The sequence below is a fragment of the Acinetobacter sp. SWAC5 genome (assembly GCF_003419885.1).
Taxonomy (GTDB): domain Bacteria; phylum Pseudomonadota; class Gammaproteobacteria; order Pseudomonadales; family Moraxellaceae; genus Acinetobacter; species Acinetobacter cumulans.
Genome location: NZ_QUWR01000040.1, coordinates 1 through 12,280 on the forward strand (window position 1 = coordinate 1; position 12,280 = coordinate 12,280).

The window sequence follows — 12,280 nt, forward strand, 5'->3', positions numbered from 1 at the left end:
TGTACACAGCGCATTGGGTTATGTATCGCCTTTTGAGTTTGAAGCAATGTACTATGATAAGATTAACCCGTTAGGTCACGTGGCCTAACTTAAATAAAAATGTCTCCGACAAACCCGGTACGGTTCACCTGCTACGTAAACCAAGCTTTTTTAGCATCCTTCCAATAGTACGTTCGCTCATGTTGTAACCTAAATCATGCATGTCATGTACTAATGAAGGTGCACCCAATCGTGCATGATGCTGCCAATATACGGCTTTTAAGTCATTATATTTCTGTGCCGTATTGGCTTGACGTTTTCGCCAGGCATAATAGCCTGAAGTGCTGACACCTAGGTATTTACAGGCAGAAGATACAGTGACTTCATTCATATCTAGATCTTGAATTACCGTGTACTTTTCTTGGCATGATCTGTTAGAAAGTACACATGCGCTTTTTTTAAGATGTCATTGGCTTCCTTGAGCTGTTTGACTTCTTTCTCTAATTCCACGATCCGCTGTTGTTCTGGTGAAAGTTGACGTTTGCTTGAACCTGCCGGATTGGTTTCACGAATCCATTTATCTAATGTTGAATAACCCACACCTAATTTCTGGGCGATTGCAGCTACAGACTCGTGTGAGTTTGAAAGTGCATAATCAATCGCTTGCTGTTTAAATTCGGGACTAAAACGTTTAGCCATTTCTTGAATCTCCAAAGATTAAAGTTACGTTATCTTTAGAGGGACGTGCTGTCCATTATTTTGTCTAGGATCATACATCTATTGAGTTAATGTGTGATTTATCTTGAATTGACTTAAATCAAGTGCAAAATGGAAGGGTATTTCTCTATAGCCCTATGTTGCTTAATTTTACTTACTATTTATTTTTAACGAGTAATATTACAAAAATCAAAACTTGGTGATGATTCTGTCCCAATAAAAATCAATAAAAGAAAACCCAGAGAGTTCGACCAGGTCTACTTGCAGCATTAGCTATAAAGTTTTAGATAAATTTCAATACATTGCTGTAATTCACTTAGCATTGCCCATTTTAAAGGTGGCTATCGCACGTTGGCGTGACATTTTTAAATCAATGATAGGGTGCGGGTAGTCTAAATTGGAATCTGTAATATAAGCATAAGGCTCATGAATCTGTTTAGCATCACAGCTGGCCAGTTCTGGCACCCAGCGTCGAATATAATCGCCTTGAGCATCAAATTTTTGTGATTGGCTGGTTGGATTAAATACTCGAAAATACGGCACAGAATCTGTACCTGTTGAAGCAGACCATTGCCAACCACCGTTATTGGCGGCAAAGTCGCCATCGACGAGTTGTTGCATAAACCATGCTTCGCCTTTACGCCAATCAATCAATAAATTTTTGGCTAAAAACATGGCGCAAATCATACGAACACGATTATGCATCCAGCCTGTGGCTAACATTTGGCGCATTCCAGCATCCACAATAGGAATACCAGTCTGGCCGTATTTCCAAGCATTTAGTGCCTCGTCATCTTGTAACCACGAAATATTTTCTGTGTTCCGTTTAAACGGAAGATGCTTAGATACATGCGAAAAATCAGCCATAACATGTTGATAAAACTCACGCCACAATAATTCATTTAGCCAAAATTGCTGGCCTGAGTTTTGAATATAAAAGTGGCCTTGTTGAGCATTAAATAATGCCTCTAAACATTGTCGAATAGATAGAATCCCAATATTTAAGTAGACTGAAAGCTGGCTAGTTCCTTCAATTGCAGGAAAGTCGCGGGTTTGATCATATTGCACTAAATTTGAATCTATAAAATGCATTAAGTGATCGAGAGCAACTTGCTCTCCCACAGGCCAAAGCTGTTGCTTTTCTGCTGGTATTGCTTCAAACCCCAATTGTTGAAGGCTAGGTATAAGGTTGTCGATTTTTTCATTATTAAACACCATTTGCTGTGCTTCAATAGCAGGGAGAGCTTGTGGCACGCAAATATTTAGTTGCTCTATACAGTTCTTTTTGAAGGCACTAAATACTTGATAGGGTTGGTTTGATTTGTTGCGAATCGTATGTAAAGGAAAGATTGTTCGATCTGTATATTGCTCAAATTGACAATCCATTTTTGACACTTGAGTTGCAACAGATAGATCACGTTGCTTTTCATTCCAGCCATTTTCAATATTGCAATGTATGGTTTTAATTTGAAAGCGTTGGCAGAGCTGTTTGAGTGCGGCTGGAATATCTTGCCAGAGTGGCACGGTTTGAATATGTAGAGGAATATTTAATCCACATAAGGATTTTTTTAATTCGGCTAACTGACGTAAATAAAAATCAATTTTAATAGTCGCATCTTGATGAAGTTTCCATTGATCTGGACTTAAGATTACAACAGCCATACAGGGGCCATTTTGTTGTGCAAAATATAAAGCACTGTGATCTTGAATGCGGAGGTCATTACGAAACCATACCAATTGCATCATATTTAATTTCTCTGCCTAAACTAAAATGAGGGTAGTTAAAATATGTGCTTTGCAAATCCTAGTGGAGTGATGCTACATATTGTGCGCGAAGGTATTGGTAAATATACAAGCTACTTTAAAATTGTGTAGAAAATTTCGTGAACAATTGTTTAAATTTGATAAATTAAGCAGTTACAAGCTAGATTTTGCTATGATCAGTCTTTAACATGCTAAACAACCTAGTGCATTTAAATGAGTGAGCTCACTTCTCGCTAGGACAGAAAAATGAAGGATTTTATAATGAAGTTGAAAACAGCCTTATTTGTATTGGTTTCTGTTGTTTCAGTTGCAGCGCTTACGGCTTGTGGTAAAAAAGAAGCAGCGCAAGAGACTGCTCCAGCCCCAGCAACAACAGCAGAAGCTTCAGCAGCTGAAACCCCTGTAACGAATATTGAAGTTAGCCCAGATATGATTGATGCTGCACCATTAGAAGGTCAAGCAACATCGGAAGCAACAGCAAAATAAGCACGAACGGCTTTGTGAATACATCTTATGTTAAGCGATTTCGCGAACAGTACTTAAAATTACAAAGCCGTTTATTCAAGTTGAAAAAAGTCTTATTTTAAAGGCGATAGCTGATTAATTTCATTTACAACGTGTATCGAATTGATGAAAGCAATTAGAATCAGTTGTGATTGTTCAATATGGCAGTTTAAAGCTAAAAACTAGCATGTTGCATCGGCTTGAAAGAACTGGATTAACTTGCAGTCTTATTGAGCCATAATGCAGATTTTTCATGGATATTCCATGAAGCCCAATCATGTGAATCAATGCGAATCACCATGAGTGCATCTTTGGCATAAATATGTGACAGCAGTTGGTCTCGAATTTCCTCAGAGCTCAGCTCACTCAGTAAAATCCAAGTGTCTTTGAGGGGGGTAATAGGTTTGATACTACTCAATTGAATAATTTTTTTCTCGAGATCATCATATTCTCGTTTTGATCTTGCTTCTAAGCTTATTAAATAAGTGGTCATGTTGAGTCTCATTGTATATAGAGATATTTTTTTGTTGCAAGAGTTTTTACTAAATAACACTTTGTTTTAAAATAAAGTTTTTGAAATATATAATCATTATCCATATAGAGTTCATCATAAATATTTTGTTGAAAATATTCAATAGTTTTGTTAACCCGTTCACTGTTTTTGGATGTTCTGCCAAAATCTGTATTATTTGTAATATTCTGATGAATGGAATTTGACAGGCTTAAAAAATATGATAATAAATAGGTATGGTTTTAACCTTATGGTGAAAACCGAAGCATTTCAGGATGAAATTGCTTAGAAGCGTTTTATAAAATTAAACGGGAGTTTTAACAACATGCTTCATTTATTTAGAAAACTATTTTGTATGCACATTTATGAATATGAGCAAATGGAAGAAATCGGTACGCACAAGGAATGTCGCAAGTGCGGTGATACTAAATAATAAAAAAGTGAGCGAAAGCTCACTTTTTTATGGTTGATGTTTTATCGTGTGTACTGTTGACAGGGTGATTTCATATTACAATGTGCACCTACTAAAGATATGAATACGCACATGGCAAAAGATTTTCAATCAGATACTTACGTAGTCGATGGTCAATTACAGGATACTTTGACTTGGTTATGTCATCATCAAGAGAGTTTTGATTCTTTTCGCTACGATGCCATTGATGCTGAATTGGTGGTGTTTCATGCCAATGGACAAGATGTTATTAAAGAAGGTGATTATTTGAATGCACGTTATGGAATTTTAATTACTGCACATAATTTTGCAAAATAACTAGCTGTCTTATAAATAAAAAAGCCCAAATTGAATTGGGCTTTTTCAATTTTTGGCCTTAGCTTGCCATCGCGTCAACTGAAAGTTCTGCAACGGTTGCTTTTGCTTTTTCAGCCGTTAAACCGAGTTTCGCAAAGAGTTGTTTATCTTTACCTTCACCCGCATTTGGTGTGGTCAGTAATTTTTCACCAGAAAATAGGGAGTTAGCACCAGCCATAAATGCTAATGCTTGGTCTGAATCGGTGAGGGACTCACGGCCAGCAGATAAGCGAATGTAGCTTTTAGGCATAATAATTCGCGCTACAGCAATGGTACGGATCCACTCAGTCACATCAAGCTTTTCAACATCTGCCAGCGGTGTCCCGTCAATAGGAACAAGCATGTTAATTGGTACTGATTCAGGATGAATGGCTAAGGTTGCCAACTCCTGTAATAAACCAATACGGTCATTGCGGTTTTCACCTAAGCCGACAATACCGCCACTGCAAACTTTCATGCCAGCACCACGGACATATTCCAAGGTGTTTAGGCGATCATCAAAAGTACGAGTACTGATAATGTGAGAGTAATATTCGCGTGAAGTGTCAAGGTTATGGTTGTAATAGTCCAAACCTGCATCTTTTAAACGTACGGCTTGAGATTCATTCAACATGCCAAGCGTCATGCAGGTTTCTAGGCCTAATGCTTTTACTTCACGTACCATTTCCAAAACATAAGGCATGTCGCGCTCATGTGGATTACGCCATGCAGCGCCCATACAAAAGCGTGAAGAGCCTGATGCTAGGGCTTCTTTCGCTTCGGAAATGACTTTATCAACCGCAATACGTTTTTCAGCCTCTAGGTTAGAGTCATAATGTGCAGACTGTGAACAGTATTTGCAATCTTCGGGGCATTTACCTGTTTTAATGGAGAGGAGTGTACTGACTTGAATGGTATTGGCATTAAAGTTTTCACGATGTACACGTTGAGCTTCAAAAACTAAATCTAAAAAAGGCTGCTCATATAAAGCCTGAATCTCATTTCGAGTCCAGTCATTACGTAAAGTCATGTGGAGTCCATCATCATTGTATTTTACTTGGTATTTACTATACAGAAAGCGTGCCAATGCAAAAGGCAATAACTGTCAACTTTGATAGTATCTCTCGATTAAATTACAAAATGTATGGAAATATAAGATTGTATAATTACTTACAAAGTTGCTGAGATTTACAGTAAATTGCTCACAAAGTTTTTTTAGGGCTTTTTGATTTTGTAAGGAATGAGTCGGTTCGGTTTTGAAATATTGCAAACTTAACAGCAAACTGGTTGAGCTTAATTTGCTGTAAATCACTTAAAAAATATCACGATTTTGACTGTTGTTCGGCAATTGCCCAGTCGATGTGGACTTGCACAATTTCATCATGCAATGCGCGGTTCTGCTGTAAAGCATGCAGGATTTCTACAGAATAATCTGCATTGCCTAAGCCAATCGCAATATTACGCATAAAGCTTTGGTAGCCTGTACGACGGATTGGACTACCTTCAGTACAATTTAAAAATGTTGTTTCATCCCACTGCCAAAGATCCAATAATGAAACCTGATCTAAACCGTGGCGCGGGTTAAAGTCCTCTATCGAGGTCTTCTTGGCAAAACTATTCCACGGGCAAATGAGCTGACAGTCATCACAGCCAAACACTCGATTACCTATGCCTCTACGCAGTTCTTCTGGAATGATGCCCTTATATTCAATAGTTAAATAGGCAATGCATTTACGTGCATCCAGCATGTAGGGTTCAACAATCGCCTGAGTTGGACAGATATTGATGCAAGCGGTGCATGAACCGCAATGTTTTTCTGCAGGACTATCAAATGGCAAGTCCAAAGACGTGAATAGCTCGCCAAGCACAAAAAAAGAGCCTGATTTCTTATGAATCAGTAAGGTATGTTTACCCGTCCAGCCCATGCCAGCATTTTCTGCTAAGGATTTTTCAAAAACGGGCGCAGAATCGGCAAAGGGGCGTGATTCAAAATCACCCACTTTTTCGCGAATAACTGTGGCTAATGTTTTGAGGCGTCCACGCATGGTTTTATGGTAGTCGCGACCACGTGCATAGCGGGCAATGATGGCTGCATCGGGTTCATGTGGCACATAACGGGGCTTTGGTGTTTCAACTAAATAGTCCATACGCACACAAATGATGCTTTTTGTACCAGGGATGAGCAAAGTTGGGTCGGCGCGTTTTTCTAAATTTTCTTCCAAAAATTTCATATCCCCATGATAGCCACGTTTTAAATATTCTTTAAATCGGGGTAATTCTGCTTGAGCATCTGGTTTGGCAATGACACAATCTGAAAAACCCAAAGCCAAAGCTTGAGCTTTAATCCATGCTTTTAGTGTTGCTGGATCATCTTGATTGAGCTGAATTTTTGATTGAGCGGTAGTTGCCATAAACCATTTGGAAGGAAGAAGAATGCAACAGCAAGTTTACCATAGCCACGCTATTCAAGCATGGGAGCAACGTTGGTTTGGCCAGCAAAACAGCGCTTATGGCTTAATGAAACAAGTTGCATGGATGACCGCACAGCGTTTAATTTCATGGTTCGATTTGCAGTTTGAGTCTCGTAATAAAGCAACAGTAGCCATGTGCTGTGGTCAGGGAAATAATGCAGGTGATGGCTATTTAATTGCAAAATATTTGTTTCAAGCGGGTTTTAGGGTAGATGTTTATACAGCGCCTTTAGGTATGTCTAAAGATTTACATGCAGCAGAACAAGAAGCGCGAGAGTCGGGTGTGCGTATTATTTCAGGCTTCGATTTTCAACAAAATTACGATGTTTATATTGATGCCTTATTTGGTATTGGTCTGAACCGACAGTTAAATGCAGAATGGCAACAGATTATTCAACGCGTTAATGCGCAATATGGACTAAAAATTTCGATTGATATTCCAAGCGGCTTGCAAGCGGACAGCGGGCAGCCTTTGCCTTGTGCTATTAAAGCTGACTATACATTTACAGCGCTAGGATTAAAAGCGGGCTTATTTACAGGACAAGGAAAAGAATATGCAGGTGCTGTAGAGGTGATTCCTGCCTTACCAGTTGATGATGCGCTTGAAGCAATCGCATATCTTTCGCCTTTAACGATCAAACTCCCACAGCGCAAGGCATTTGGGCATAAAGGCAGTTATGGGCATGTACTGGTGGTGGGTGGCCATGCAGATATGGGGGGCGCAGTGATCATGGCGGCTGAAGCTGCATTCCATGCTGGTGCAGGTAAAGTCACCGCTGTATGTGATGCTAAACATCATACTGCAATATTAGCGCGTGCTCCGAATATTATGCTTCGGGATATGAATGCCTTATCAACTTCCGATGTGCAGGCTTTAATTGCCCATGTCGATGCTGTGTGTTTTGGTATGGGGCTAGGGCGAGATGACTGGTCAAAACAGCAATTTGAGCGCTGGTTTCCATTGATTCAGCAGTCTACATTAGAAATTGTATTAGATGCAGATGCCTTATGGTTTTTGGCTGAGTCACCTGTACAGTTAAATAAGCATAGTTATTGCACACCACATTCGGGGGAAGCGGCTAAGCTTCTTAATATGAGCGTGGCAGCGATAGAATCCGACCGCATTCAGGCCATCCATCAGCTACAGAAAAAATATGCAGGGCAATGGGTGCTGAAAGGTGCAGGCAGCTTGATTTTACAAGAACAGCTCTGGATTTGTACTGCAGGCAATGCGGGTATGGGCACGGGTGGTATGGGCGATGTGCTAGCTGGCATGATGGCCAGTTTAAAAGCTCAATTTTATGAGGAGATTCATTTGCATGAAATTGTGACTTTACATGCATTGGCTGGGGATGATTTGGCACATAAAGGTATGCGTGGTTTGCAAGCACAGGATATGGTGCAAGCTGTGTATCGTGTTGTGAATGGACATACATTGCCATGAATAGAAAAGCACTCAAATTATGCATTCATGGTCAAGTACAAGGCGTAGGCTATCGGCGCTGGTTCGAACAGCAGGCGATTACCTTAAATTTAAAAGGCTATGTAAAAAATCTAAGTTCAGGTGATGTTGAAGCGGTTATTGTAGGCTCTGAGTTAGATGTTTCTAAAATGCTTGTGCTGTGTGAAAGTGGCCCTATACGAGCAGTTGTTACAGCTATTGAAAGCACAGCTATAGCTTTTGATGAAGCAGAATTTGCAAACTTTAAAATGCGACGTTAACAGTTGTAGTGCAGTATAAAACACTACAACTTTTCTGTTTTAGAAGATGAATTAGCGACGTCTTGAACTATAACGGCTACGACCACGTGCCATACCACCTAAAGCATTTAGCACTGCCATTTTGCTCATACTGCCAGATGCATGTGCATGACAAATGGCTGCAGCTAAAGCATCGGCAGCATCTTGTTGTGGCTTAATATCTAAGTTCAGTAACTTCATGACCATCATTTGTACTTGTTCTTTATCAGCAGCGCCGTAACCGACCACAGATTGTTTGATTTGGCGGGCTGTATATTCTGCAACTTTTAAATCTAAATTGGTTAAAGCGGCAATGGCAGCACCACGAGCTTGCCCAAGTTTTAAGGCAGAATCTGGGTTTTGTGCCATAAAGACTTGTTCGACAGCGGCTTCGGTTGGACCATGAAATTTGACAATACGGTCAATGCCAGCAAAGATACGTTTTAGGCGCTCAGGCATTTCAGTGGTTTCAGTGCGAATCGTTCCAGCATCAACAAACGTCAGTTTTGAGCCTTCATGTTCGATGATCCCGTAACCAGTAAGACGAGAACCAGGGTCGATACCAATAATTAATGGCATATTTGCCCTTTAAAAATAAAAATATGCCCATATTGTTACATAAGCGGATCAAAAAAGCTTGATAGTGATTAAGCACTTGATTGATGCACTTTATTTATTTAATTGAGATTTGATTAATTTTCATGAAATTATTTCTGATTGTACTTATTGTCTTAATCCTAGAAGTCTTTGTTTGGATCGGCGTGGGTGACCTTGTCGGCAGTATGTGGTATGTATTCTTCTGGTTTGTTGCTGCATTTTTTATTGGTATGAATATGATCCGCAAATACTCTGCGGGCCTAATGCCTCAAATGCAACAAATGCAGGCTGGTCAAATGAGTGCAGATCCAGCACTTTCAGGTAATCTTCCTAAAATTATTGCAGGCTTTTTGCTTCTAATCCCAGGCCTTATTACAGATGTATTGGCACTGTTAATTTTAATTCCACCTGTACAAAATGCCTTAAAAGCCACCATGATGAATGTGATGATGAAACGTCAACAAGCCATGATGGAAAAAATGATGGGTGGCATGATGGGCGGTGACATGGGAGGCATGGGTGGTACTCAAGGTCAAAACCCATTTGCAGACATGATGCGTCAAATGCAAGACATGCAAAACCAGCAAGCAGGGCGCGACTCTAGCATTATTGATGGTGAAGCACGTGAAGTGACACCAGATGCTAAGAAAATCGAAATGAAAGATGTGAACCCTAAATAGAACTTAAAACATCGCTATGATTAAGCTGGACATTGCTCCGGCTTTTTTTATGCAGTATTCGGTAGATAGCAACAAATTATTTGAACTATCGATATAATAATGCAGTTTTTAATATGATGTAAAAATGAAATGTCTTTGCTCTTCACGATTTGTTTGTTGCACTTTGTTGCGCAGCTCAGTCCAGGTCCCGACGTACTTTTAATTGCGAAAAGCGCAGCATCTACTACACGTGCAAATACACTTAAAATTATTGCAGGTATTTCCGTTGGTATTGTTGCATGGGTAGTGTTAACACTTTCTGGTTTTACAGTACTCGTGGAGCAATTTCCTTGGATTCAACAGGTATTAATGTTGGTCGGTGGACTGTTCTTGGCGAAAATGGGCTGGGCGATGTTCAATGGAGGCTTAAAAAGCTTGAAGAAAGTCGCAAGCTTAGAATCAGACAATGAATCAGAAGCCACTAAAAACTACTTCATGCTGGGACTGTTGACCAATTTATCTAATCCTAAAACACTGATTTATTTTAGTAGTGTATTTTCTTTGGCCTTAAGTTCTTCTGCGGGTACAGGGCTCAAAACACAATTGGCAATCATTATTCCAATACAAACATTTTTGGTTTTTAGCTTGCTGATGTTGATCCTGTCTATGCCAAAGATCAAAAGCTTATATCAGCGATCTGGAGCTTATATTGATGTCATTTCAGGTCTGCTTTTTTTAGGCTTTGCGATATGGCTGTGGCTTGATGCGTTAAAACTTGTTTGATACCTCTAAGTGGCTTGTAGCCTAAATTGTATGTTTATTTTGGTAAAGACAGTTATTCGTCAGGGGATGTTTTTGGTGTTTAGACAGGACGATGTGTCCACTACAGAAAATGCCAGTGTCGAATTTGATCATTCACGGAACTATTTTGTCGAAACCTTTGCTAGTTGAGCTACATGCGTATTGCTTTCCTTAACCACAGTTTCGTTCGTGATGGTTTCATGTGACGGTATTTCAGTTGTTAAAGACGCCTGATAACGATTGGGGTGTAATGTTGTCTCAGTGTTTTCGGAGCCTTTATAGCTACGACTCCGATTTGCACGCTCTCGTAAACCACCTTTTTTAATTAGCTGAACCATAGTCATTCCTCATTAGCTTCTTTTATTTTAAGCTAAAACGAATCATAAAAAAGCAGAAGAAATATACGAATAAAGAGGGAGGCTATAGGGCCTCCCAAATGTATGGCTCATATCTAAAAATTAGCGCTTATCGTTTTGTTGTAGTACTTCAAAAAGTGATTGTTGTTTGGGTATTTCTTGATGGTCTTGTAAATAAACATGCACGACTTTAAAAACGATAGATACGACTAAGCAGGTCAGGATGCAAAAAATCCAAAAGCCATAAGGGCTACGAATATTATGAGAGCCACAAGAGGAGCATTCTTTATCGCTTGAAGCTAGGGCTTTATTACAACAGCCACAGTGGTATTGATAGTGCATTGTATTTCTCCATTATTCTTTTCTACTGACCAACATTCTTGTTGTTATTGTCAATCATCAATCCGTGATGAATTTTTATCTTAATATCTAAAGAATCACTTGTACAAGTGAAAATCCGTTAGTTTTGCTCATTATCGTGTAAGCCATCACGACTATAGCGGTTAATATCTGTTTTTAATTGAATTAATAAATGCAACAAGACATGAACGCGTTGAGGAAATGTCATACGAAAAAAAGCCAGTCCTAAGACTGGCTTTTTTGCTTTAATCAGTGTGAATTACATAATTACTGACCTGAACGGATGATGTAATCGAATGCTGAAAGTGATGCTTTCGCGCCTTCACCTGTAGCAATGATGATTTGTTTGTAAGGCACTGTTGTACAGTCACCCGCAGCGAATACACCTTTCACATTGGTTTCGTTGCGTTCGTTAATCACAATCTCACCGCGGTTTGAAAGTTCAACGGCTGTTTCTTTTAAGAAATCAGTGTTTGGCAACAAACCGATTTGTACGAAGATACCTGCTAGTTCAACAGTGTGTTCAACATCAGTTGCACGGTCTTTGTATTTCAGTGCAGTCACTTGTTTGCCATCACCAACCACTTCTGTAGATAAAGCATTCTTAATTACAGTGGTGTTCGGTAAGCTGTTTAACTTGTCTTGAAGGACTTGGTCAGCACGAAGCTTAGTATCAAACTCAACAAGTGTTACATGCTCAACAATACCTGCAAGGTCAATGGCTGCTTCTACACCTGAGTTACCGCCACCGATGACTGCAACACGTTTACCTTTGAACAATGGACCATCACAGTGTGGGCAGTACGCTACACCGCGTGTACGGTATTCAGCTTCACCCGGTACATTCATTTCTCTCCAACGTGCACCTGTAGATAGGATGACAGTTTTCGATTCAAGTTTTGCACCGTTTTCTAAAGTCACTTCAACCAAACCATTTGCCGTTTGTTCAGCACCTTTGATGTCTGCAACACGTTGTAGATTCATAATATCTACGCCGTATTCACGAACATGCGCTTCCATTTCAGCTGCAAACT

General features: G+C 39.7%; 14 protein-coding genes and 1 pseudogene. 6 read left to right on the forward strand and 9 right to left on the reverse strand.

The window, feature by feature from the left end; genetic code table 11:
- Positions 1-127: 127 nt before the first annotated feature.
- Together DYI81_RS16950 and DYI81_RS16955 are read right to left on the reverse strand one after the other, a co-directional pair.
- Positions 128-678 (reverse strand): annotated as a pseudogene (locus DYI81_RS16950) (transposase); the annotation flags it as partial.
- 330 nt (positions 679-1,008) lie between these two features.
- Positions 1,009-2,439: a deoxyribodipyrimidine photo-lyase gene (locus DYI81_RS16955; protein ID WP_205669753.1), complete on the reverse strand. Its 1,431-nt coding sequence runs from the start codon at positions 2,437-2,439 to the stop codon at positions 1,009-1,011.
- Positions 2,440-2,721: 282 nt separating this feature from the next.
- Between DYI81_RS16955 and DYI81_RS16960 the strand changes: the two genes are divergently transcribed.
- Positions 2,722-2,946, forward strand: coding sequence for a hypothetical protein (locus tag DYI81_RS16960; RefSeq protein WP_228198831.1), 225 nt, complete (start codon positions 2,722-2,724; stop codon positions 2,944-2,946).
- Between the two features lie 232 nt (positions 2,947-3,178).
- Here DYI81_RS16960 and DYI81_RS16965 read toward each other — a convergent pair whose 3' ends face one another.
- Positions 3,179-3,457: a hypothetical protein gene (locus DYI81_RS16965; RefSeq protein WP_106986644.1), complete on the reverse strand. Its 279-nt coding sequence runs from the start codon at positions 3,455-3,457 to the stop codon at positions 3,179-3,181.
- Between the two features lie 562 nt (positions 3,458-4,019).
- On the opposite strand from DYI81_RS16965, the gene DYI81_RS16970 reads away from it, so the two are divergent.
- Entirely contained in the window at positions 4,020-4,244 is a 225-nt protein-coding gene (locus tag DYI81_RS16970; protein WP_117008147.1) for a hypothetical protein, read from the forward strand.
- A 58-nt stretch (positions 4,245-4,302) separates the two neighbouring features.
- Here DYI81_RS16970 and bioB read toward each other — a convergent pair whose 3' ends face one another.
- Together bioB and queG are read right to left on the reverse strand one after the other, a co-directional pair.
- Complete coding sequence (gene bioB, locus DYI81_RS16975) at positions 4,303-5,292, reverse strand: biotin synthase BioB (protein ID WP_106986643.1); 990 nt, start codon at positions 5,290-5,292, stop codon at positions 4,303-4,305.
- A 292-nt stretch (positions 5,293-5,584) separates the two neighbouring features.
- Positions 5,585-6,673 (reverse strand): tRNA epoxyqueuosine(34) reductase QueG, encoded by a 1,089-nt coding sequence (queG, locus tag DYI81_RS16980; protein WP_117008148.1) that lies wholly within the window; start codon positions 6,671-6,673, stop codon positions 5,585-5,587.
- 22 nt (positions 6,674-6,695) lie between these two features.
- Here queG and DYI81_RS16985 point away from each other — a divergent pair, with 22 nt between their 5' ends.
- The gene (locus DYI81_RS16985) at positions 6,696-8,177 is read left to right on the forward strand and encodes an NAD(P)H-hydrate dehydratase (RefSeq protein ID WP_117008149.1); all 1,482 of its coding nucleotides are present in this window, start codon (positions 6,696-6,698) and stop codon (positions 8,175-8,177) included.
- Positions 8,174-8,455: an acylphosphatase gene (locus tag DYI81_RS16990; RefSeq protein WP_117008150.1), complete on the forward strand. Its 282-nt coding sequence runs from the start codon at positions 8,174-8,176 to the stop codon at positions 8,453-8,455. The genes DYI81_RS16985 and DYI81_RS16990 overlap by 4 nt, the downstream gene beginning before the upstream one ends.
- A 51-nt stretch (positions 8,456-8,506) precedes the next feature.
- Here DYI81_RS16990 and ruvC read toward each other — a convergent pair whose 3' ends face one another.
- Complete coding sequence (gene ruvC, locus DYI81_RS16995; RefSeq protein WP_106986639.1) at positions 8,507-9,052, reverse strand: crossover junction endodeoxyribonuclease RuvC; 546 nt, start codon at positions 9,050-9,052, stop codon at positions 8,507-8,509.
- 122 nt (positions 9,053-9,174) lie between these two features.
- On the opposite strand from ruvC, the gene DYI81_RS17000 reads away from it, so the two are divergent.
- Both DYI81_RS17000 and DYI81_RS17005 read left to right on the forward strand, forming a co-directional pair.
- Positions 9,175-9,750 (forward strand): FxsA family protein, encoded by a 576-nt coding sequence (locus tag DYI81_RS17000; protein WP_117008151.1) that lies wholly within the window; start codon positions 9,175-9,177, stop codon positions 9,748-9,750.
- Between the two features lie 129 nt (positions 9,751-9,879).
- Positions 9,880-10,512, forward strand: coding sequence for a LysE family transporter (locus DYI81_RS17005; RefSeq protein ID WP_106986637.1), 633 nt, complete (start codon positions 9,880-9,882; stop codon positions 10,510-10,512).
- Between the two features lie 140 nt (positions 10,513-10,652).
- Here DYI81_RS17005 and DYI81_RS17010 read toward each other — a convergent pair whose 3' ends face one another.
- The 3 genes from DYI81_RS17010 to DYI81_RS17020 form a co-directional block, all read right to left on the reverse strand.
- Positions 10,653-10,868 (reverse strand): hypothetical protein, encoded by a 216-nt coding sequence (locus DYI81_RS17010; RefSeq protein WP_117008152.1) that lies wholly within the window; start codon positions 10,866-10,868, stop codon positions 10,653-10,655.
- Between the two features lie 120 nt (positions 10,869-10,988).
- Complete coding sequence (locus tag DYI81_RS17015) at positions 10,989-11,228, reverse strand: hypothetical protein (RefSeq protein WP_106986635.1); 240 nt, start codon at positions 11,226-11,228, stop codon at positions 10,989-10,991.
- Between the two features lie 285 nt (positions 11,229-11,513).
- Positions 11,514-12,280, reverse strand: a 767-nt coding sequence (locus tag DYI81_RS17020) for an FAD-dependent oxidoreductase (protein WP_171356379.1), incomplete at its 5' end; no start/stop codon positions are given.

Coding starts and splice junctions, on each gene's coding strand:
- DYI81_RS16955 (WP_205669753.1), bottom strand. CDS start 2,439: ATGCAATTGGTATGGTTTCGTAATGACCTCCGCATTCAAGATCACAGT.
- DYI81_RS16960 (WP_228198831.1), top strand. CDS start 2,722: ATGAAGTTGAAAACAGCCTTATTTGTATTGGTTTCTGTTGTTTCAGTT.
- DYI81_RS16965 (WP_106986644.1), bottom strand. CDS start 3,457: ATGACCACTTATTTAATAAGCTTAGAAGCAAGATCAAAACGAGAATAT.
- DYI81_RS16970 (WP_117008147.1), top strand. CDS start 4,020: ATGGCAAAAGATTTTCAATCAGATACTTACGTAGTCGATGGTCAATTA.
- bioB (WP_106986643.1), bottom strand. CDS start 5,292: ATGACTTTACGTAATGACTGGACTCGAAATGAGATTCAGGCTTTATAT.
- queG (WP_117008148.1), bottom strand. CDS start 6,673: ATGGCAACTACCGCTCAATCAAAAATTCAGCTCAATCAAGATGATCCA.
- DYI81_RS16985 (WP_117008149.1), top strand. CDS start 6,696: ATGCAACAGCAAGTTTACCATAGCCACGCTATTCAAGCATGGGAGCAA.
- DYI81_RS16990 (WP_117008150.1), top strand. CDS start 8,174: ATGAATAGAAAAGCACTCAAATTATGCATTCATGGTCAAGTACAAGGC.
- ruvC (WP_106986639.1), bottom strand. CDS start 9,052: ATGCCATTAATTATTGGTATCGACCCTGGTTCTCGTCTTACTGGTTAC.
- DYI81_RS17000 (WP_117008151.1), top strand. CDS start 9,175: ATGAAATTATTTCTGATTGTACTTATTGTCTTAATCCTAGAAGTCTTT.
- DYI81_RS17005 (WP_106986637.1), top strand. CDS start 9,880: ATGTCTTTGCTCTTCACGATTTGTTTGTTGCACTTTGTTGCGCAGCTC.
- DYI81_RS17010 (WP_117008152.1), bottom strand. CDS start 10,868: ATGGTTCAGCTAATTAAAAAAGGTGGTTTACGAGAGCGTGCAAATCGG.
- DYI81_RS17015 (WP_106986635.1), bottom strand. CDS start 11,228: ATGCACTATCAATACCACTGTGGCTGTTGTAATAAAGCCCTAGCTTCA.